This window comes from Bacillus sp. EB106-04-04-XG123, assembly GCF_058791855.1.
In genome coordinates, this window is sequence record NZ_JBYTDZ010000004.1 from 189332 (window position 1) to 214140 (window position 24809).

At 45.3% G+C, this 24809-nt stretch carries 5 protein-coding genes and 1 riboswitch; all 5 genes read left to right on the forward strand.

Going from position 1 to position 24809, the window contains the following annotated elements:
• The first annotated feature begins 6 nt into the window (after positions 1-6).
• Positions 7-1098 carry an ABC transporter ATP-binding protein gene (locus AC3WTB_RS13965; RefSeq protein WP_039176424.1) on the forward strand — a complete coding sequence of 364 codons (1092 nt, stop codon included), beginning with the start codon at positions 7-9 and terminating at the stop codon, positions 1096-1098.
• On the forward strand, positions 1098-1967 hold the full coding sequence (locus AC3WTB_RS13970; RefSeq protein WP_039176427.1) for an ABC transporter permease: 870 nt from the start codon (positions 1098-1100) through the stop codon (positions 1965-1967). The genes AC3WTB_RS13965 and AC3WTB_RS13970 overlap by 1 nt, the downstream gene beginning before the upstream one ends.
• Positions 1960-2763 (forward strand): ABC transporter permease, encoded by an 804-nt coding sequence (locus AC3WTB_RS13975; RefSeq protein WP_024424298.1) that lies wholly within the window; start codon positions 1960-1962, stop codon positions 2761-2763. The genes AC3WTB_RS13970 and AC3WTB_RS13975 overlap by 8 nt, the downstream gene beginning before the upstream one ends.
• Before the next feature lie 363 nt (positions 2764-3126).
• Positions 3127-3220, forward strand: a riboswitch (cyclic di-GMP riboswitch).
• A gap of 145 nt (positions 3221-3365) precedes the next feature.
• Positions 3366-14072: a non-ribosomal peptide synthetase gene (locus AC3WTB_RS13980; protein ID WP_492333858.1), complete on the forward strand. Its 10707-nt coding sequence runs from the start codon at positions 3366-3368 to the stop codon at positions 14070-14072.
• Between the two features lie 21 nt (positions 14073-14093).
• Positions 14094-24788 carry a non-ribosomal peptide synthetase gene (locus AC3WTB_RS13985; protein WP_492333859.1) on the forward strand — a complete coding sequence of 3565 codons (10695 nt, stop codon included), beginning with the start codon at positions 14094-14096 and terminating at the stop codon, positions 24786-24788.
• The last annotated feature ends 21 nt before the right edge of the window (positions 24789-24809 follow it).

Sequence of the window (24809 nt, forward strand, 5' to 3'; positions counted from 1 at the left end):
GATCGCATGAGTGGAATTCATTTAGAACACATCAGTCAGCACTTCGGTGAGCAGATTGCTCTCAACGATGTCAGTCTTACTGTGAATGAGGGAGAGTTTTTCTCCCTTCTCGGTCCTAGCGGCTGCGGGAAATCAACGTTATTAAACATCATTGGCGGTTTTTTAGAACCAACAAAAGGCGTCGTCTATATTGGTGATCAGGATGTGACAGCTTTGCCGCCTTACCAAAGAAAAACAGGTATGGTCTTTCAAAGCTATGCACTCTTTCCGCATCTGACTGTATTTGATAATGTGGCGTACGGGCTTAAGGTTCAAAAGAAAAAGAAGGCGGAAATCAAAGAGAAAGTGATGGAAAGCTTGTCTCTTGTTCAATTAGAGGCATTTGCGAAACGGATGCCCCACCAATTAAGCGGTGGTCAGCAGCAGCGGGTAGCGATAGCAAGAGCGCTGGCGATTCAGCCGTCTGTTCTCCTTCTTGATGAACCGCTCAGCAACCTAGATGCCAAACTAAGAAAAAACATGCAGACAGAGCTGCGAAATATTCAAAGAAATGTTGGGATTACAACCATTCTTGTGACACATGATCAAGAGGAGGCCTTAAGCCTTTCTGATCGAGTTGGAATTTTAGGAGAGGGTAGAATTCAGCAGATTGGGACGCCTTTAGAGGTGTACCGCCAGCCAAACAATCGATTTGTAGCTGAATTCATCGGACAGGTGAATATCTTTGAGGCCGTGTACAATGAAGCTGATGCTGCATTTACGGTTCCGCATGTAACCCATTCAAACGGTCAGCATCTTCAGCTGCAGGCTGCGGCACATCAAGAGAAAAGGGAAAAGCAACTGCTTATGCTGCGTCCTGAAAGAATCAGCATCTCTTCTGAGCAGGAGGAAGTTCAGCCAAACCATGTATCTGGCGTGCTGTCAGATGTGAGTTATATTGGACATTCATTACGTTTGGTTGTGGGGCTTGAAAATGGTGAAATCATTGTCCATGCTTCTGATGCTGCATTTCCCGAGCTGCCTGAAGTTGGAGAAACCGTCCATATCCATTGGCAGCCTGAAGATATCGTTTTCTTAGATTCGAAGGTGCATACGTGATGCGAATCAAGAAAAAGAATCAACGATTTCATTGGTTTATGCTGCTGCCAGCCTGTTTGTTTCTTGTTGTATTTTTACTAGCTCCGCTTGTGATGATGCTCGTTCTCAGTTTTCGCGATGTCGATTCGATGATGAATACATTACAAACGTATAGCTTTTCTCAATATATTCATGTGTTCACGACAGATGCATATGTAAAGGCGATTGGAAGTACTGTGTGGGTGGCTTTACAGACAACGGTGATTTGTTTATTGATGGCATACCCAGCAGCATACGTGCTCGTCAAGGCACCTAATCCGCGTCTGCGGGCATTTTTCTATATCTTACTTGTGTCGCCGCTTTTGACAAGTGTTGTGATTCGGACGTTTGCATGGATTGTTCTTCTTTCGCAAAATGGTCTGATCAATGGTATGTTACTAGATTTACATGTGATTGAGAAGCCGCTCTCGATGCTGTGGAATATGAATGCGGTCATTATTGCCTATGTCCAAGTCATGCTGCCATTTGCAGTACTGCCGATCGCAACAAGTTTAACCGATATGGATCGTCACTTAAAACCGGCTTCTATGAGTCTTGGAGCTGGCCGGATTCGAACCTTTTTTCATGTCACCTTACCACTGACCATTCCAGGCATGGTGACAGGCGCGATCATCGTCTTCTCACTGGCAGCAGGAAGCTATATCACTCCGCTGTTAGTCGGCGGACGGATGCAGCCGCTGCTGCCGCTGTCAATTTATCAGCAGGTGATGCAGGTGTATAACCTGCCTCTTGCTGCAGCTATGTCCTTTACATTATTGGTTTGTGTGCTTGTGGTGGTCAGTCTATTAAGCTATTTATTGAAGCGTTGGGAGGCGAGGATGCATGCGTAAAAAGTCAATAGGTGACCGCTTGCTTTCTATCCTGATTTGGACTGCTGGGTCATTGGTTTATCTTTTTTTAACCATTCCTGTTCTTGTAATCGTCCTATCTGCTTTTAGTCCAAATGCCTTTCCTGAATTTCCACCGACTTCGTTCTCTGTTCGTTGGTTTCATGAGGTCGTGTCAAATCCAGAATGGATGGAATCGCTTCGGATCAGTGTGATTCTGCTATTCATCGTGACGCCTCTCACGGTTCTTTTAGGGACAATGGCTTCGTATGCTTTAGCAAGGCTTTCCTTTAAGGGAAAGGAAGCTGTCCAAGCTTTCATTCTGTCACCTCTCATGATTCCTCAAGTGGTGTTAGGGATTGCTATGCTTTACTTGTTTACGGCTATGGGCTTTACAGGGTCTTTGTGGGCGCTCGTCATTGGTCACGTCATCATTGGTTTTCCCTATGTGGTTCGAACGGTAGGTGTGAGTGTTTCGAATTTAGATCCGCGTCTTGAGCTGGCTTCAATGAATCTTGGCGCAGGACCCATTCGCACGTTTTTTCGAGTCACATTGCCTTTGATTAAGCCGGGAATCATTGCAGGCGGAGTGTTTTCAGCTGTGACGTCATTTGGGGAAATATCGATCAGTTTGTTCGTTTCCTCACCTCAAACCATCACAATTCCGGTCAGGACCTTTAATTACATTGAGCAGACCTTTGATCCAAGTGTCAATGCGATATCTGTCATATTTATTATCATTTCTATCATTGCGCTGCTCATTATTGAGAAAACGATTGGTCTGTCTAAGGTGATGTAAATATAATGAAGAAACAAGGAGTTGTCATTTGAAATGGCAGCTCTTTTTTTTGTTGTTTTTACAGTAAAAAAATTCATTTTTTTAGGGAATGTAGTTCTTAAGATTTAAGAATTTGCGGGAAACGAAAGGAGACCTCTATCCTAGATTTTCGGCCATATTTTCAATATTTAAGGGAAAATATGAAATTTTTGCGGTATTTAGTCGATTATTTTCGGTTGAACGCAACTATTATTAGTTATTTTCGGTAAATATCGTCAATTATCATGTAAACCCTTCGGTATAACGCATGAATCTTTACACCCATTTTTCGGTGAAAAAAACAATATTTTCATATAAAGTGGACGTAAATAGAAAATATCTAAAAGAAGAAAAAGGCAAATCTATGGAAACATAGAGACGCAAAGCCATGTCCTAAGGTAAATGATTCTTTTTTTGCTAAGGTCGGCAGGCTACCGAATCAAAATGGGAGTCCCTCCGTTTTATTCGGGGTGGGCTCCTTTTCTGTTAAAGCGTCTATTTTAATGAAATAGACTTGGTTCTTTTGATATAGAGGGTGCAGTGTGAAATTGGTGGAGAAAACATAGAAGAGGCGGAGGATGAAAATGAATACAGTTTATTACCCCTTAACACATGCGCAAAAGCGAGTATTCTACACGGAAAGATTTTATCCAGGTACAAGTATTTCTAATTTGGGTGGATTCGCCAGGTTGAGATCAGCATCTGGTCTCAATCCTTCTTTGGTCGTCGATGTGCTTCAAGCGTACATTCGACAAACTGACTCTCTTCGGCTGAGACTCGTGTATCGAGATGAAGAGGAGGAGCCTGTTCAATATATCAAACCTTATGAAAAACAGCCGATTCGAATGGAAAAGGGCTGGAGTGAAGAGGAAGTAAGGGCTTGGGCGAACGAGCAAATTCGTGAGCCGATGCCATTGATTGACAGCCCCTTGATTGAATTTACGGTATTTCAAATCAGTGATCAAGAGTGCTGGCTGTTCTGTAAAGCACATCATATTGTCGCGGATGGGATTTCTATCATTTTAATGGGAAATCGCATTATTGATTTATATCATGACATGCTGCAAGGAGTAGACATCTCGCCAGTTGAGGAGATTTCCTTCGTTGATCACATTATGAGTGAGCAGACCTATGAATCTTCTAAACGTTTTCAAAAAGATCAAGCTTTTTGGAATGAGCAATTTGCTCATATTCCAGACTTCGCATCTTTAAAACCGCATAAGGGATATGAGATGAGTTTACATGCGGAGCGATTTTCAGGGGATGTTCCAGATTCTTTAAAGGAGAAGCTTCGTGTCTTTTGTGAAGAACAGAAAGTCAGTATGCTTTCGATGTTTATGTCCACTGTCTATATTTACTTACATCGTTTTAGCGGTATGGAGGATGTCGTTCTTGGAACCTTTATGGGTAACCGGACGAATGCCAAAGAAAAAAAGATGATTGGGATGTTTGTATCGACGATTCCAATGCGTGCATCTGTTCAAGGGTCGCAATCGTTTGTTGATTTCGTAAAGCAGGTCATGGCAGATCAAATGAAGATCTTGCGACACCAAAAATACCCTTACAATTTGCTCATGAATGATTTGCGGGAAAGAGAAGGATTTACAGGACGCCTTTTTGATATTTCTTTAGAATATCAGGTCATGCAGTGGCAGAAAAAAGAGAACCTGTCGTTCATTACTGAACCGATTTTTAGCGGGAGCGGAATGAATGATATTTCAATACATGTGAAAGACCGCTGGGATACTGATACATTGACCATTGATTTGGATTACCGTACAGATGTATTCACAGAAGAAGAAATGAGTAAGATGTTTGATCGATTCTTGATTTTACTAGAAGCGGCGGTCACTCAGCCTGATCAGCTGATCGGGACACTGCCTTTACTTTCAGCAGGTGAACAAGAGGAACTGCTGCAATTATCTGAGGGAGAACCGTTTGAAAGACCAGCAGCAAAACCGGTTCATCACATGTTTGATGAGACAGCCAACAAATATGCAGATCGAACAGCCGTTGTAGCAGAAAATGGAACAATTACTTATGGAGAGCTGCAACAACAGGCAGAAAAGCTTGCACGTTTTCTACAAATGAAAGGTATCTCACGTGATGTGCCTGTTGCTGTTTTGATGGAGCGGAAGGTAGATGCCATGGTAGCAGTCTTCGGCATACTAAAGGCTGGCGGGGCATATGTACCAATAGATCCAGCATTACCTGAGGAGCGCATTCAATTTATTGTGGAGGATTCAGGTGCTTCTATCGTGTTAACAGAGGAATCGTTCATTCAAGAGTACCCAGCCCTCTCGGAAAAATTGATCGTGCAGCAGCAACTATTATTAGATGATGGACGGCTGCCTGAGCTTCTCGATCAGACGGCGCCCGAAGATTTAGCCTACATGATTTATACATCGGGTACGACTGGAAAGCCGAAGGGCGTCATGATTGAGCATCTTCAGCTTCATCATTTGGTCCATGCTTTGCATCATGAGATGTATCAAGGGGCGAATGAGCTTCAAATGGCGCTTCTAGCCCCATTCCATTTCGATGCATCGGTGAAACAAATATTTGCTGCCCTTTTATTTGGACATACGCTTCATATCATCCCTCGAGAAACGACGAGAAATGGCATGCAGCTAGCGGCTTATTACAGAAAACATCAAATTGAAGCGGCAGATGGAACTCCGGCGCATGTGCAGCTTTTACTTGCAGCGGATTTGGACGGTCTGTCATTGACGCACATGTTGATTGGGGGAGAAGCGCTGCCTGCGAAAGCAGCACGTTCACTTATCGAAGCGGTTCGTATGAGTCAGCCTGATTTTACTCTATGGAATGTGTATGGTCCAACTGAGACGTGTGTGGATGCGGCAGTTCATCGCCTGAATCTCAGTGAGCTGAGCGAATCAACTGAACAGCGCTATGTGTCGATTGGAAAACCGCTTGGTCATCATCGTATTTATATTTTAAATGAACATGATCAATTACAGGTGCCAGGGGCTGCAGGAGAACTTTGCATTGCCGGTATAGGTGTTGGGCGAGGCTATGTGAATCAGCCTGAATTGACGAAGAAGGTATTCACGGCAGATCCGTTTTCTCCGAATGAGCGGATGTATCGAACAGGGGATCTAGTCAGATGGCTTCCAGATGGCACGATTGATTATCTTGGCAGAATGGACGATCAAGTGAAAATAAGGGGTTACCGCATAGAAACAGGTGAGATTGAAGCGGTGATGGAGCAGGTAGATGGAATTGATAAGGCTGTCGTGCTAGTAGTTGATGAAGCGGATGGGGAAAAGGCGTTAAGTGCTTACTATCAAGCTCGTCATGATGGTGTGTCTGTTGACATGCTGCAAGCGGCTATCAAACATCAGCTCCCAGCTTACATGATGCCGCTTTATTTCAAAGAACTCGATGCTTTTCCACTCACAGTCAGCGGCAAAGTCGACCGTCGTGCACTTGCTGCCTTAAAAGGTGATAGAGCGGTTCATGCTGTTTATACGGCACCTAGAAACGATATAGAAACGAAGCTTGTTCATTTGTGGGAAGACATTCTTGATCAAGAACAAATCGGTGTATATGATTCTTTCTTCGATCGAGGCGGGCATTCGCTCAAAGCGATGACTGTACTTACAAAGGTTCAGCGAGATTTTCAAGTGGATGTGCCGCTCTCTGTTTTATTTGAACAGCAGACGATTGCTGCTCTTGCTACTTATATTGAGCAAGCAGAAAAGTCTACAGCAACGGAGATACCAAAAGCGCCGGCTGTAGATCATTATCCATTATCGCCTCCACAGCAGCGCGTCTATATGGTGAGTCAATTGGAGCAAAGCACTGCCTATCATATGCCTGCTGTTGTGAGGTTAAAAGGAGCTCTGCAGCTTGAGAAGCTGACTGAAGCCTTTGACAGACTGATCTCACGTCATGATATGCTGCGTACTTCTTTTCATACGATAAAAGGTGTCCCTCGTCAGCGGATCGCTTCATCCGTTTTCTTTGAAATAGAACAGCTGACAGGCGGTACGATGGAAGAAAACATGCAGCACTTTGTCAGACCTTTTGATCTTGAGTGTGCGCCACTTCTTCGAATAGGATTGCAGTCATTGCATGATCAGGAGCATTTGCTCTTTTTCGATATGCATCATCTGATTTCAGATGGTCTTTCGATCGATTTAATACTGCGTGAGCTGTCAGATGCTTACGAGGGATCGGTGAAAGAACCATTGAAGCTTCAATATCAAGATTATGCTGTTTGGCAACAGCACCAAGACTTTCAAAAAGAAGAGGCATTCTGGCTGCAAGAATTTTCGGGGGATATCCCTGCTTTACAGCTGCTGACCGATTATCAGCGTCCAGCTGTCCAGTCTTTCGCAGGTGATCGTGTCATCAAAGAAATCGATGAGGCGTTAAAGAATCAATTACAGGAGATTGCAGCAAACCATCACACGACACTGTATACGGTGCTGCTTTCTGCTTACTATACATTGATTGCGAAATATACGGGTCAAAAGGAATTTGTGGTCGGAACACCGGCAGCAGGGCGTGTGCATACAGATTTGAATGACATGATCGGTATGTTTGTCCAGACACTTGCTTTGCGGTCAGAGGTAGATCCGAATGGAACCATGTCTCAGTTGATTGAGCAAGTAAAGGAAAAGACGATGCAGGCATTTGAGCATCAGCAATATCCGTTTGAGCGGCTGCTTGAAAAACTGAATGTACCAAGAGATTTTAGCCGTCATCCATTGTTTGATACCGTCTTTACACTTGCGCCGGGTCATTCAACAGCACAGCATATTGGAGACATGCTGGTCGAAGTCGAAGAAACCAATTTCCATATTGCAAAGTTTGATTTAACACTGCAAGCGATGGAGTCAGATGAAGGTTTATCCTTTGTACTCGATTACAGTACGGCGCTATTTAAACGAAGTACAGCAGAGCAGATGCTCAAACATTATGTTTATCTGCTGGAACAGATGGTTCAAACGCCGCAGGAAGCTATCCAATCCTATCGATTATTGTCTGAACAAGAAGCAGAAGCTCAGCTAAATAGGTGGAATCCGTTACCTGCGCCTTATCCAGCAGAAGAAACCATTGTGACGCAGTTTGAAGCACAGGTGCAGCAGCTTGGTCATCAGCCTGCATTGCAATGTGAAGATGTGGTCCTTTCTTATCAAGAGCTGAATGACCGAGTGAATCAGCTGGCACATTATTTGCGTAAAAATGGTTTTGAAAAAGGAATGAAAGCAGCCTTATTCTTTGAACGATCCAATGAAATGGTGCTCTCTGTTCTAGCTGTGCTTAAGGCGGGGGGCGTCTATGTACCAATTGATCCCGATTTCCCTGATGAGCGCGTGAAGCACTTTTTAACAGACAGCGGTGCACAATTCTTATTGACACATCAAGTGCTGCGCCATCGCTCGGTGCTCACTGCATTTGAGGGAATCATCATAGAAACAGAAAATCAAGCGATTGCTCAGCAGTCAGACAGCCCAATAGATGCTCATATTTTACCTGAGGACTTGGCGAATTTGACCTATACATCTGGTACAACCGGTAAACCTAAAGGAAATATGGTGACACACCGGAACATTTTGAGAACGGTGAAGCAATCGAATTATCTCACCATTCACCATGAAGATACGGTGATGAGCATCTCAAACTATGTATTTGATGCTTTTATGTTTGATGTGTTTGGTGCTTTATTGAACGGAGCAAAACTCATTGTTCTGCCAAAGGACCATATTTTAAACATGAATGAGCTTTCTGGAGCGATTGAGAAGGAAAAAGTCAGTATTTTAATGATCACTACAGCTCTTTTTCACTTACTCATCGATATGAAAAAAGACAGCCTGAAGAACGTAAGAAAAGTGCTGTTTGGCGGGGAACGTGCTTCCGTGCCTCATGTGGTGACTGCACTTGAGACAGTGGGGAAAGACAAGCTTGTTCATATGTACGGCCCTTCTGAGAGCACAATTTTCACCACATATTATCCTGTGAACCACATTGAGAAGAAGGCGTTATCCATCCCAATCGGAAAGCCAGTGAGTCAAACGGCTGTTTATATTGTAGATGAATTTGGACATGTACAGCCGCCGGGCGTGGCAGGAGAGCTATGTGTCGCTGGTGATGGACTTGTGAAAGGATATTATAAGCAGCCAGAACTAACGAGCGAAAAGTTTGTCAAAAATCCTTTCCGCCCTGGAGAGATCATGTATAAAACGGGCGATCTTGCACGCTGGCTGTCAAATGGAGATATTGAATTCATTGGACGGATCGATCATCAAGTGAAGATTCGCGGACAGCGTATCGAGCTTGGGGAAATTGAACATCAACTGCTGCAGCATCCTCAGGTGAAGGAAGCTATCGTGATTGCTGCTCCGAATGACACGTTATGTGCGTATTTCACAGCAGAAGGATCTGTCTCATTAACTGATTTGCGCGAGCAAGCAGGACGTGAACTGCCCGTGTATATGCTGCCGGCATTTTTCATGCAATTAGAGGAGCTTCCTTTAACAAATAACGGCAAGGTCGATAGGCGGGCGCTGCCGGCACCTGATCTTAGTGAGCAAGGGGCAAATGAATACACCTCTCCTCAATCAGAAACAGAGCGTCTGCTGGCGAACATTTGGGAGGAAGTTCTTGAAGTACCGCGAATCGGCAAACACGATCATTTCTTTGAATGCGGGGGCCATTCGCTGCGCGGCATGAAAATGCTGAACAGGTTGTATGAAGAGATGCAGGTGGAGCTCACTTTGAAATCTTTATTTGAATCCCCAACATTAGAAGCGTTCGCGCTTGCGGTAGATCAAGCGGATCAAACGGAGATCAAGCGAGTGGAAGTTGCCAAAGAGGCGGCCTATTATCCAGTGACATCTGCTCAAAAAAGACTGTTTGTTTTGGAGAAAATGACTGATGCGGAGCAAAGCTACCATATGCCGGCTGCCTTAAAGCTAGAAGGCGTCTTTGATGAAAAACGATTTGAAAAGGCAATTGATCAGCTAGTCCAACGTCATGAAGCGTTCCGAACGAGCTTTGATTTTGTTCAGAATGAACCTGTTCAACGTATTGAAACAAATGTCTCAATAAACATTGAAAAAATTGAACAGAACGGCCGAGACATACAGCAATTGATGAATGACTTTATCAGGCCATTTGATGTAGAAAAAGCGCCTTTACTCAGAATAGGTCTAGTTTCCGTCTCCGTAAATGTCCATTATTTACTGATTGATATGCATCATATCATTTCAGATGGGGCGTCTGTTGGCATTTTAATTGAGGAGCTTTCAGCCCTGTATCGAGGAGACAAACTAGAGGAATTGCCTGTTCAATATAAGGATTATGCAGTTTGGTCAAAAAGTGAGGCATCTGCTGCGCAAAAAGCAGATGAAGAGGCATTCTGGCTGGATCAATTACAAGGAGAGCTGCCTGTACTGGCACTGCCGGAAGACCTGCCAAGGCCAAAAGTGCAAACATTCGCTGGAGATCGTGTCTCATTTACAATTGAAGGTTCGCTTAAATCAAAATTGGACGAACTCGTTAGAACGCTCAACAGTACGACCTATACAGTCCTGCTTGCTGGCTACAGTATTCTTTTAAGCAAGCTTTCAAGACAAGAGGATATCATCATTGGTTCTCCGGTTGTGGGTAGAACCCATCCTGATATTCAATCTGTGATTGGCATGTTTGTGAACACGCTGGCACTTAGAACAAGACCAGCAGGACATCAGACTGCTGCTGAATTTGCGTCAAATGTCCATCAGCTTGTGTTAGAGGCAAACGAGCATCAGCTGTACCCATTTGAAGAATTGGTAGATCAGGTGCAAACGGTTCGAGACACAAGCCGTCATCCAATTTTTGATGTGGTCTTCTCAATGGAAAATGCGGATATTCGTGATTTATCGATGGATGGGCTTCACGTTGTTCCACAGCCATTTGAGGAGAATATCGCCAAATTTGATTTGACCTTAACTGGAAACGAATCCGCAGATCAAATTGAGCTCGTGTTTGATTTTAATTGTTCTATCTTTCAAAAGACGTCAATTGAAAAGTGGAAAGAATATTTCCTTCATTTGCTGGAACAAATGGTGTCAGCGCCAGATCAATCTTTAGATCAAATGAAATTATTGTCACCGCAGCAGCAGCAAAAACAGCTGAACGAATGGTCAGGACCTGTCCTAGACGTCCCGTCAGATCAAACCGTTCATGCCCTGATTGAGGCGAAGGCACAAGGAGCACCGCATCAAAAAGCGGCGACATTCTGCGGAACGAGCTGGACGTATAAAGAGCTGAATAGCCGGGCGAATGTAGTCGCTTCAAGGCTCATCGCCAGCGGCACAAAACCAGGAGACCGCGTTGGCATTCTCACCCGTCCATCTCTTGACATGACAGCCGCTGTCCTTGGTGTCCTCAAGTCAGGTGCGGCATTTGTTCCGATTGATGCAGATTATCCAGCGCAGCGTATTGCATACATGCTGGAAGACTGCGGGGCAGAGGTACTTCTGATGCAGAAAGGACTTACTGCACCACCTTCATTCACAGGTCATATCCTGTTCATAGAAGATGCGGTAGAGGGAGAAGCTCACGAGATTCAGATTCATGTGAAGCCGACAGATCTCGCTTATATGATTTACACGTCTGGGACAACGGGACAGCCGAAGGGTGTCATGGTCGAACACCAGTCTCTTGTGAATCTTGCATTTTGGCATAATGATGCGTTCCAAGTGACGCACGAAGATCGAACTGCGAAATATGCCGGCTTTGGCTTTGACGCCTCCATTTGGGAGATGTTCCCGACGTGGATCGCCGGCGCAGAGCTGCACATTATCGACGAAGCAATTCGCCTCGATATGATCAAGCTCAATGCGTATTTCAATGAAGAAGGCATCTCCATTGCCTTCCTGCCAACGCAGTTATGCGAGCAGTTTATGTCAATGGACAACCATTCTCTACGCTATTTACTAACAGGTGGAGACAAGCTGAAACAGGTGAAGCCAGTACCATATCAACTCGTCAATAACTACGGTCCAACTGAAAATACGGTTGTAGCGACAAGTGGAGTCATCGACCCAGATCAAAGCACGATTCCGATTGGAACAGCCATTGCGAATACTCGTTTTTACATCATGGGTTCGTTATATGACCTGTCGCCGCCAGGCGTACCGGGTGAGCTCGTGATTGCAGGAAAAGGACTGGCAAGAGGCTACTGGAATCTTCCAGAGGAAACAGATAAACGATTTGTCCCAGATCCATTTTATCCAGGCGAGCGCATGTACCGCACAGGCGATTTAGTGAAATGGACAGAGGGTGGCGAGCTGATCTATCTCGGCAGAATAGACCATCAGGTCAACATCCGCGGCTTCCGTATTGAGCTGTCAGAAATTGAAGCCCAGCTTCTGACGCTGGATTCGGTGAAAGAAGCCGTCGTGACAACGGTCAAAGATGCGAGTGATCAAGATGCACTTATCGCTTATGTCATCACGGCTGAAGAAACAACAGCCCTGAAAGAAAGCCTAAAACGAACGTTGCCAGAATACATGGTGCCATCATGGATCATCAAGCTAGACCAATTTCCAATGACGGCAAATGGAAAAGTTGATCTGAAAGCATTGCCAGCTCCTGATATCGAAGCGAACCAAACGATATACGAAGCTCCAAGAGACGAAGTTGAAACGCTGCTTTGCGGCATTTGGGAAGATGTCCTTGGCGTCAGCCAAGTCGGCATTCACGATCACTTCTTCTTCCTTGGCGGAGATTCGATTAAAGGCATCCAAATGGCAAGCAGACTCACGCAAGCAGGCTGGAAGCTCGATATGAAACTTCTATTCCAGTACCCGACGATTGCGGAGCTCCGCCCATATATCGAGGAAGCCGATCTTCTCACAGCCGACCAATCACCTGTCGAAGGAGAAGTCATTTTAACACCGATTCAACGCTGGTTCTTTGAACGAAACTTTACGAATCAGCATCATTGGAACCAATCGGTTATGCTCCAAGCACCAAATGGTTTGGATGAGGAAGTCGTTCAGCAAGTACTGGAACAGCTCATGATTCATCATGATGCCTTGCGACTGGTGTATCCGCTCGAAGAAGGGCGCGTCATCCAGCGTCATCGAGGAATCGAGGAAAACAATGTGGCAATTGACGTGGTGGAAGTAAAAGGAGAGCTGTCGCAGCAAATCAGGCAGGTAGAAAAGCTGGCAAATGAAGTGCAGGCGAGTATATCGCTAGCAGACGGGCCTTTAGTGAGATCTGCTATTTTCCGAACGGATCAAGGGGATCATTTATTGCTTGCTATACACCATCTTGTCATTGATGGGGTATCATGGCGCATTTTCCTTGAAGATTTCATGGCTCTTTATGAACAGTCGAAGCGCGGGGAAACTCTTATCCTCCCTGAAAAAACACACTCCTTCCAAGAATATGCCCAGAAGCTGACTGAATACGCTGTGTCAGATGAGCTGCTATCGGAAAGAGCGTATTGGAAAAAGGTACTTGCGCATTCCGTTCCTCCGCTTCAAAAGGATCATGTCACGGAGGATCAACGAATGCTTCATACAGAGACCATTCGTTTTACATTGTCTGAAGAGGAAACGCACAGGCTGCTGACGGATGTACATGAAGCCTACCAAACAGAAATCAATGATATTTTGCTGACGGCATTAGGATTGTCCATGAAAGAGTGGACAGGTGAAGACAGGCACTTTATTCATCTTGAAGGGCACGGGAGAGAGGACATCCTCCCTGCGGTTAATGTATCAAGGACGATCGGCTGGTTTACTAGCATGTATCCTGTGTTACTGGATATGTCGCATGCAGACGATCTTTCTTATCAAATCAAGCATTTAAAAGAGGAACTCAGACACATTCCGAACAAGGGGATCGGCTATGGCGTTTTAAAATACTTAACGCCTGACAAGATGAAGGACGATATTGATTTTCAAGTCACACCAGATATCAGCTTTAACTATCTTGGCCAGTTTGATGAACAGATCGGTGGCGGTGAAATGAGACGCTCTGCATGGCATGCAGGACAATCGCTGAGCCCTGAATCCGAGAAACCTCATGCGCTAGATATTGTTGGTTTCGTAGAACAAGCAATGCTCCATGTGACGATTTCCTATCATCACCTTGAATTCGAAGAGCGGACGATGGAACAGTTCAAGGAACTCCTAGAAAAGAATGTGAAGACATTGATCTCACATTGTCTATCACAGGATGAGAGTCAGATCACACCTAGTGATGTGGGGGATGAGGATCTTACCATGGATGAACTTGAAAAGCTAATGGATCTATTTTAAGCAAAATGAAGAGGTGGACTTATGAGCAAGCAGAAAATTCAAAAGGTATATCCTTTAACACCAATGCAAGAGGGCATGCTGTATCATGCCATGCTAGACCCTGATTCCTCCTCTTATTTCACACAGCTTGAGCTTGGAATAAGCGGAGATTTTGATCTCGATCTTTTTGAAAAGAGCCTCAATGAACTCGTACGGACATATGACATTCTGCGTACAGCCTTTGTCTATCAGCAATTACAAAAGCCTCGTCAGGTTGTACTGGCTGAACGTCATTTAGATGTGTATAGAGAAGATCTATCTCATCTGAATGATCAAGAGCAGAAAAAGGTATTGGATCAATATAAAAAGCAAGTGAGAAAGCAAGGATTTCACTTAACGAATGATCTGTTGTTGAAAGTCGCTGTTTTTCAATTAAATGAAACAAACTGGCACCTGATTTGGAGCAACCATCACATCATCATGGATGGTTGGTCCATGGGTGTTTTGATGAAAAAACTGTTTCATTACTATGAATCTTATCGGAACGGCCGAACCCCGGATCGCTCACAAGGTAAGCCTTATGCGGACTATATCCAGTGGCTTGGAAAGCAAAACAAACAAGAAGCGGAAGACTATTGGAAGGAGCGGCTGGATGGCGCTGTTCAGCACCAAGGGCTGCTGCAGCAAAAAGAGGCGAACGGACAATATGACCATCAGGAATGGACGTTTACATGGGATGCACAAACGGTACAAGCCATTCAAGATGCGGCAAGACAATGCCAAGTGACAGCACCGAACCTTTTTCAGGCTGTCTGGTCCGTTCTTTTAAGCACCTATCATGCAGCAGATGATGTCACATTCGGAACAGTCGTATCGGGCAGACCTCCAAGTGTGTCTGGAATTGAGCGAATGGCAGGGCTGTTTATCAATACGATACCTGTTCGGGTGACATTGGATCAGGAACAGACCTTCAAACAGCTGTTTCAAAAGGTTCAGCAGCATGCACTGGAAGCGGAAAACTATGATTTTATGCCGCTTTATGACATTCAGCAGAAAACAGCTGCTGGAGGAAAGCTCTTTGATCATTTGGTTGGGTTTGAAAACTATCCTTTAGATCAGGAGCTGTCTGGTGACACCATGTCTGCACGTCTCGGTTTTGCCATTGATGTAAAGGACGGATTTGAACAAACGAATTTCGATCTGAATCTTCTTGTCTATCCGGGTGAAACGTGGACATTGAAAATCAAATACAATGCGGTGGCGTTTGAAGAAAAAGTCATTGAAAATATATCGAAACATCTGACCAATCTCATAAAGCAAATCATTCAAAATCCTGACATGTATCTTCATGAAGTGACATGTATCACAGAAGAAGAAGAGCAGCAGATTGCAGCGTGGAATCAGACGGAGAGAGATTATCCGAAGCACCTGTCCATTCCCGAGCTGCTCAATGAACGTATCAAAGCGCAGCCAAACCACCTGGCATTAGTCGAAGGCGAGCGAACATTCACATACGAAGAGCTTGGACAAGAAATTCGTCGTTTAGCCAGCAGCCTTGTAGAAAACGGCGTTCAGCCGGAGGATGCTGTCGCGGTGTATATGAACCGATCGGCAGATGCGGTGATCGCCATTTTAGCCATTTTACACGCAGGGGCTGCCTATGTGCCGATTGATCCAGCTCAGCCTGAGGAGAGAATCCGTTGGATGCTTGAAGACAGTGGCGCAGCCATTTTGCTCTATGCTGACAGCCAGCCGCCGGTTGATGAAAGCATCAAAGCAATTCATGTGACCGGCATGACTCATCACTCACAAGCGGAGTTATCAGTCGAGACGTCTCCATCCCAATTGGCATATATCATGTTCACATCGGGATCAACTGGACGGCCCAAAGGAGTGCAAATTGAGCATCAGCATATTGTGAGGTTAGCATGCTCTCAGGAGAAATTGGGCTTGAACACGTCGGATCGTATGGCGCATACAGGAGCTGTCAGCTTCGATGCGATTACCCTTGAAATCTTCACTACGCTTCTGAATGGGGCGACGCTTTATCCTGTTGACCGTGATACTTTATTGGATATACACCGATTCGAACAATTTATCCAAACACATCAAATCACGGCGCTCTTTTTAACGACTGGTTTATTTAATCAGCTCGCTCAGCAGCGGCCGCAAATGTTCAAAGGGTTAAAAACATTATTCACCGGCGGTGATGTGATCAATGAGAAAAGTGCGGAGCTTGTGAAAAAGCATCATCCATCACTTACCTTACTGAATGTCTATGGTCCAACAGAAAATACAACCATCTCGACCATTTACGAAGTAAGAGGAGATGAAACGGGTCCGATCCCAATTGGTCAGCCGATCAATCATACGTCAGCTTATATTTTAGATGACTATCAGAGACTTCAGCCAATTGGAGCGCCAGGAGAGCTGTATGTAGGCGGGGACGGTGTTTCAAGAGGGTACATCAAACGTCCAGATTTGACTGATCAAGTATTCATGGCAGATCCTTTTAAACCGTCAGGACGGATGTATCGAACAGGTGACTTGGCTAGATATGGTGCGGATGGTCAGATCGAATTCCTTGGCCGTGCAGATGATCAGGTGAAAATTCGAGGCTTCCGTATTGAGCTTGGAGAAATTGAAACGGTGCTTCGCCAAGAAACGGGTATCGATGATGCGGTTGTACTTGTTCAGCAGCTTTCTTCAGAAGAAAAGGAAATCATCGCCTACTTCACAGGGAGACTCACAGAAGAAGAGGTGCGAGATGTATTCAATCAAAAGCTGCCAGCTTATATGGTGCCGCACTATGTGATGAAGCTGGATACCTTTGCACTGACAACGAACGGGAAGGTAGATCGAAAAGCTTTACCAAAGCCGAACGAAGTGCATCGCGAAGAGATCAAAATCATGCCGCCTGAGACCGAGACAGAAAAGGTACTAGCTGACATTTGGGAGGAGCTTCTTGGAAAAACGATTGGGATAGACGAGCATTTCTTCATGGCTGGCGGGCACTCGCTCAAGGCGATGATGATGTCTGCGAAGGTTCAAGAAGCGCTTCAAAAGGAAGTGCCGATTCAAATGATTTTTGAGAAGCCGACGATTCGCTCATTAGCGGCTTACATCGATCAGGATGGTCAAGAAGATGCCGGACATCCTATTTTACCAGCAGAGCAGGCGGGCGAATATCCGGTATCACCAGCTCAGCGCCGTTTATACATTTTGCAGACACTTGAACCTGACAGCACGAATTATCATATTCCGATCGTCTTAACGCTTGAAGGAACACTCGAATATGAGCGGCTCAAATCAGCATTTAATCAGTTAATCCAAACGCATGAAATCTTAAGAACGAGTTTTCATATGAATGGAGAAGACATTGTCCAAAGGGTGCATGAATGGTCTGCATTTGACCTTCCTGTTCATGACATCAAGGAAGAAGAGGCTGAGGCATTTCTTGCTGAACGTCAATCGCCATTTGATTTAACAGCGGCACCTCTTTTACGAGCTCAGCTGCTAAAGGTCAGTGAGAATCGTCATCTTCTTGTTTTGGAAGCACATCATCTCATTACAGATGGCAGCTCCATGAAGACGTTCATTCAAGATTTGGCGAAGGCCTATGATGGAGAAGCTCTTGCTGAAAGAGCCATTCATTATAAAGATTACGCTGTCTGGCAGCTAAGTGAAGAAGAAACGGAGAAACTGAAGGAGCATGAAGCATATTGGCTGAAGCAATTTGAAGGAGATTTACCGGTTTTAGAGCTACCAACTGATTATCCGCGTCCAGCAGAACGTGATTTTTCGGGAGAACGATTCATGTTTGGCTGTGATCAAGCAACGACTCAGCGCATTCATGAACTGCTTCAGAAAACCGATACGACCATGTATATGTTCTTGTTATCTGCCTTTCAAGTGCTGCTTGCCTCCTATAGCGGTCAGGAAGATATCATTGTGGGTTCGCCTGTTGCTGGACGGACACACCCTGATATCCAGGACATGCCGGGGATGTTTATCAACACCATTGCAATGCGCGGAAAACCAGAACAAACCAAAACATTTTTGCAGCTGCTTGAAGAAATAAAAGAAACAAGTGTTGACGCTTTTGCACATCAAAGCTATCCACTCGAAGAGTTAATTGCACATCTTCCATTAGACCGTGATACAACTCGCAGCCCGCTTTTTAGCGTGTCATTTAACATGCAGAACATGGAGGTTCCAGCGCTAAAGCTCGGCGATCTGCACATTTCGCCTTATGCCATTCAGCATCACTCGGTCAAATTTGATTTATCTTTAGAAGCATTTGAACGCGAGGGAGCATTAAAACTGAGCTTTGACTATGCAGCGGCATTATTTAAAGAAGAGACCGTCCGCCGGTTCGGAACTCACCTCCTAGCGATTATTCGTGAGGCGGTTCGCCATCCAGAGGAACAGATCGGCTTGCTCCGTATACTGGATCAGCATGAACAAATAGAGCGTCTGGAGAAAAAAGCCGAAGGGCCAACGAATCGTCATGAGCCATTCCATGTCCAATTTTCACGTCAGGCTAAGGAAACACCGGATGCTATCGCCGTCATGGATGATCAAAGAAAACTCACCTACCGTGAGCTGGAAGACATGTCACATGCACTTGGCTGTGAACTTAAGAAACGAGGCGTAGATAAAGAAAAAACTGTGGCACTGATTCTTGACCGCTCTGTCTATGTGATCGTCTCCATGCTTGGTGTGATGAAAGCAGGAGGAGCGTTTGTCCCGATTGATCCAGCTTTTCCGGCTGAACGAATCCGCTACACATTAGAGGATTCAGGTGCACAAGTCATCGTGACAAATAGGTCTCTTGCTGATTCCTATCAAAATCGCAAGTCGATTCAAGTGGTGCAGGTTGAACAAGCAGTGCAACAAAGCTATTCACTAGAACTGCCAGAAGTATCGGTCGATCAGCTCGCTTATGTGATTTACACATCTGGGACAACAGGGAAGCCGAAGGGAGTACAGCTCACGCATCGTAATCTATCACACTATGTCAACTGGCTGACAAATGAGGTGACATTGCAAGAATGTGATCGGACAGCACTGCTTTCTTCTTATGCATATGATCTTGGTTACACAAGCATTTTCCCTGTTTTAAAAGCAGGGGGGACACTCTATGTTCCTCGTGAAGAGGTGTATACAGACCCTGTACGTCTGATGCGTTTTATTGATGAACAAGAGCTGACTTATATCAAAATGACACCATCCTTATTTCATATGATGGCAGATTCTAAGGAACATTCATTTAACGCTTTACGCCTAGTGGTACTTGGAGGAGAATCGATCATTCCTGAGGATGTTGAAACATTTATGGAGCAGCATCCATGCGTGGCAGTAATGAACCATTACGGTCCGACTGAGACTACCATTGGTACAGTGACCAAGCTGATCACACCGCAAGAGCTGGACGCTCTGAAGGAACGATCTTTGATCGGGCAGCCAATTGCACACACTAGAGCACTTGTTTGCAATCAGCAGCAGCGTCTTGTCCCTTATGGCGCGCCGGGAGAGCTTTATATATCTGGGGAAGGCGTGTCGAGAGGATATTTGAATCAGCCTGAGTTAACAGCGGAACGTTTTCTTGAAAATCCATATGACCCTCAAGAGAGAATGTATCGAACAGGGGATTTGGTCAGACAGCATGCAAATGGAGATATTGAGTTTCTTGGAAGAGTCGATGATCAAGTGAAAATCCGCGGCTATCGCATTGAGAAACAGGAAATTGAGCATGCCGCACGTGCTCTGGCATCTATTCAAGAAGTCTATGTGAAAGTTCTGCACCTGTCCGGTTTGCCGGAGCTTGTACTCTATTACACAGCGCCTGAACACATTGGAACATTGACGTTTAGAGAAAATCTTGCGGAGACACTGCCGGATTATATGATTCCAACGTACTTTGTGAAAGTCGATCACATTCCACTTACCCAAAATGGAAAGGTGGATGCGAAGTCTTTGCCGCTTCCGCATGAAGTGCATATGAACCGTACGGCGCATGTGGCACCAGAAACGGAACTTGAGCGGACGCTGTGTGACATTTGGTCAGAAGTTCTTGGGGTGGAACAAATGGGTGTTCTTGACCACTTCTTTGAATTAGGAGGTCATTCCCTCAAGGGCATGGTGCTCATTTCGAAGGTGCAAGCAAAGCTGAACAAGCATGTGCCGCTCAAAGTCCTTTTTGAAAAACCAACCATACGAGCGATGGCTGCCTACTTGGACGAAACGGATTCTTCGGTGGTTACATCCATTGAGCCGGCGGAAAAGCAAGATTTCTATCCCGTCTCTTCTGCTCAAAAGCGGATGTATGTACTGCAGCAGCTGCATCCAGAAGCAGTCACTTATCATATGCCAGCCGTTTTAATGATGGAAGGCAGCCTTGATGTGAAGCAGCTAGAAGCAGCGCTTCAAGCCTTGATCGACAGACATGAATCGTTGCGGACAGCGTTTGTAGAAATTGACGGCGTACCCGTTCAAAAAGTCTATCGCCAAGTGCCGTTTACATTAGAGGTTGATGAAATCGAGGGCGATCAGGAGCAGTCTGTCATCGAGTCATTCATTACACCATTCTCATTACATCAAGCACCATTAATGAGGGCAAAAGTGGCGAAGCTTTCTGATGAGAAATATGTATTCATGATGGATATGCACCATATCATTGCAGATGGTGTCACACGTAGCCTGCTCATTCAAGAACTGGCAGAGCTGTATGAGAAAAAGACGTTACCGCCAGTTCAGCTGCATTACAAGGATTTTGCGGTATGGCAGCAGGAAGAAAATCAGCAGGCGCTGCTTGAGAAACAGCGGCACTATTGGCTGGAGCAATATGCACAGCCGCCAGAAGACTTAGCGCTGCCCCTTGATTTTCCGCGTCCTCAAGTTCAGTCATTTGAAGGAGGGCGAGTCGATAGATGGTTGTCTGCTGAAAAGGTGCAATCCATCAAAACGCTCATGGCGGAAAAAGGTGTGAGCTTGAACATGGTGATGCAAACGGCATTTGCCATTTTCCTTTCCAAATTAACTGGGCAGACAGATATCGTCATAGGCGCTGTAACCGCAGGACGTACGCATGCTTCAATCGAACGAGTTCCAGGCATGTTTGTCAATACGCTTGCTCTTCGAAACGAAGTGCAGCCAGAAGAAACGACAGCACAGCTGCTTGAAAAAATGAAAGATCGCAGCCTATCAGCCTATGAACATCAAGAATTCCCGTTTGAGGAATTGGTGGCTCAGTTAGATCTTCCGAAAGACCCGAGCCGCAATCCATTGTTTAGTGTCATGCTGACTACAGATGACCGTGACCTGACGTTACCGGATTTGAATGGAATCAAGCTGTCACAAAAGCAGCAAGATACCGTTCATGCAAAATTTGATATAACGCTTGGTGTATTTGAAGAAAATGATCAAGTGGGCTTGCGCTTTGAGTATGCAGCGGCTCTGTTTAAAAAGAGCACCATTCAGCGCTGGAGCCGATATATTGAAAAAATCATAGACGATATGGTGACTAAGCTGAATCAGCCGATTTCAGCGATATCTCTCATAACTGAAGAGGAAAAACGAGAGCTGATCAATGAATGGTCAGGACCAGACCTTGATGTTCCATCAGATCAAACTGTTCATGCCCTGATTGAGGCGAAGGCACAAGGAGCACCGCATCAAAAAGCGGCAACATTCTGCGGAACGAGCTGGACGTATAAAGAGTTGAACAGCCGGGCGAATGTAGTCGCTTCAAGGCTCATCGCCAGCGGCACAAAACCAGGAGACCGCGTCGGCATTCTCACCCGCCCATCTCTTGACATGACAGCCGCTGTCCTTGGTGTCCTCAAGGCAGGTGCGGCATTCGTTCCAATTGATGCGGATTATCCAACGCAGCGTATCGCGTACATGCTGGAAGACTGCGGGGCAGAGGTACTTCTGATGCAGAAAGGACTTACTGCACCACCTTCATTCACAGGTCATGTCCTGTTCATAGAAGATGCGGTAGAGGGAGAAGCTCACGAGATTCAGGTTCAGATCAAACCAACGGATCTTGCCTACATGATTTACACGTCTGGGACGACGGGACAGCCGAAGGGTGTCATGGTCGAGCACCAGTCTCTTGTGAATCTTGCATTCTGGCATAATGATGCGTTCCAAGTGACGCACGAGGATCGAACTGCGAAATATGCCGGCTTTGGCTTTGACGCCTCCATTTGGGAGATGTTCCCGACGTGGATCGCCGGCGCAGAGCTGCACATTATCGACGAAGCAATTCGCCTCGATATGATCAAGCTTAATGCGTATTTTAATGAAGAAGGGATCACCATTGCCTTCCTGCCAACGCAGTTATGCGAGCAGTTTATGTCAATGGACAACCATTCTCTGCGCTATTTACTAACAGGTGGAGACAAGCTGAAACAGGTGAAGCCAGTACCATATGAACTCGTCAATAACTACGGTCCAACTGAAAATACAGTTGTAGCGACAAGTGGAGTCATCGATCCAGAACAAGGCACGCTTCCGATTGGAACAGCGATTGCCAATACTCGTTTTTACATTATGGGTTCGTCATATGACCTGTCGCCGCCAGGCGTACCGGGTGAGCTCGTGATTGCAGGAAAAGGACTGGCAAGAGGCTACTGGAATCTTCCAGAGGAAACAGACAAACGATTTGTCCCAGATCCATTCTATCCAGGCGAGCGCATGTACTGTACAGGCGATTTAGTGAAATGGACAGAGGATGGAGAGCTGATCTATCTCGGCAGAATAGACCATCAGGTCAACATCCGCGGCTTCCGTATTGAGCTGTCAGAAATTGAAGCCCAGCTCCTAACGCTGGATTCGGTGAAAGAAGCCGTCGTGACAACGGTCAAAGATGCGAGTGATCAAGATGCACTCATCGCTTATGTCATCGCGGCTGAAGAAACAACAGCCCTGAAAGAAAGCCTAAAACGCACACTGCCTGAATACATGGTGCCATCATGGATCATCAAGCTAGACCAAATTCCAATGACGGCAAATGGAAAAGTTGATCTGAAAGCATTGCCAGCTCCTGATATCGAAGCGAACCAAACGGTATACGAAGCACCAAGAGACGAAGTTGAGACACTTCTTTGCGGCATTTGGGAAGATGTCCTTGGCGTCAGCCAGGTCGGCATTCACGATCACTTCTTTTTCCTTGGCGGAGATTCGATTAAAGGCATCCAAATGGCAAGCAGACTCACGCAAGCAGGCTGGAAGCTCGATATGAAACTTCTATTCCAGTACCCGACGATTGCAGAGCTGCGCCCATATATCGAAGAAGCTGATCAAATGACAGCCGACCAATCATCTGTCGAAGGAGAAGTCATTTTAACACCAATTCAGCGCTATTTCTTTGAACGAGCATTCAGCGATCAGCACCATTGGAATCTCTCGATGATGCTTCATGCGCCAAATGGATTTGACCTTTCCATTACAGAACAAGTCATGCAAAAATTAATTTCACATCATGATGCACTGCGTATGGTATACAAGCAGGAACATAGCGGCATCCTGCAATACAACCAGCGGGAGCTACCGGAACCGATAGCGATTATTTCTCATGATGTCTCAAAAGAGCACGATGTGAAAAAGGCAATTTCCACATTTGCCAATGAGTATCAGCGTCAGCTGAACCTCGAAACAGGTCCATTGATGAAAGTGATTTGTTTCCATGCGGAAGATGGCGATCATTTACTCATCGTGACACACCATTTAGTTATTGACGGTGTCTCATGCCGAATTTTACTAGAGGACTTTATGTCTCTATATCGGCAGGCATCTCAGGGACAAGCCCTTGTCCTGCCGCTGAAAACTCATTCCTTTAAAGAATGGGCAGAGGCCATTGAACGTTATGCACAGTCACAGCCATTAAAAAGTCAGCGGGAGTATTGGGCAGAAATTGAAAGCAAACCATTAACCGCATTACCTGTTGATCATGAAGTGACGAAAAGAAGAGTTGCCGAAACCAAATCGGTTCAAATGCAGCTGACAGAAACAGAAACTGAGCATCTTTTGACCGATATTCATCTGCCGTACACAACGGAAATGAACGATATTCTTTTATGTGCTCTTGGTCTTGCTGTTCAAGAGTGGACAGGTGAGTCCCATGTACATGTGCAGCTTGAAGGTCATGGAAGAGAGGATATTTTATCAGGGCTGGATGTCTCTCGCACAATTGGCTGGTTTACGAGTATGTATCCAGTTGTTCTTGAAGCGAAGCCAGATCAGACCATAGCTGAAGCTATTAAAGAAACGAAAGAAATGCTGCGCCGTGTGCCAAATAAAGGGATTGGCTATGGGATTTTAAAATACATGACAGCCACTGAACCGTCAGGACACCACGTACATCCTGAAATCAGCTTGAACTATCTTGGACAGATTGATCAGGAAGTGACGACAGAACTCTTTGGGCCGTCCATCCATGATATGGGACGACAAGCAAGCCCTGATTCGGAAGCTGTTTATAAGCTGAACCTTAGTGGTCTTGTTCAACACAATCGATTCATTTTGTCTTGCTCCTATTGTGCAAGTGAATATGAAGAACAGACGATACAGCAGTTCATGGCATTGTTGAAGGAAAAAATCCAATCCATCATCACCCATTGCTTAGCGCAGCACGAACGGGAATTTACGCCAAGTGACTTCTCTGCGGCTGACCTTGAAATGGATGAAATGGACGACATTTTTGACATGCTTGAGGAGAAATTGACTTAACAACACACGAGATCAGTCATA

Excerpts from the sequence above, each read along its gene's own strand:
- AC3WTB_RS13970 (WP_039176427.1), top strand. The coding sequence starts at position 1,098 with ATGCGAATCAAGAAAAAGAATCAACGATTTCATTGGTTTATGCTGCTG.
- AC3WTB_RS13975 (WP_024424298.1), top strand. The coding sequence starts at position 1,960 with ATGCGTAAAAAGTCAATAGGTGACCGCTTGCTTTCTATCCTGATTTGG.
- AC3WTB_RS13965 (WP_039176424.1), top strand. The coding sequence starts at position 7 with ATGAGTGGAATTCATTTAGAACACATCAGTCAGCACTTCGGTGAGCAG.
- AC3WTB_RS13985 (WP_492333859.1), top strand. The coding sequence starts at position 14,094 with ATGAGCAAGCAGAAAATTCAAAAGGTATATCCTTTAACACCAATGCAA.
- AC3WTB_RS13980 (WP_492333858.1), top strand. The coding sequence starts at position 3,366 with ATGAATACAGTTTATTACCCCTTAACACATGCGCAAAAGCGAGTATTC.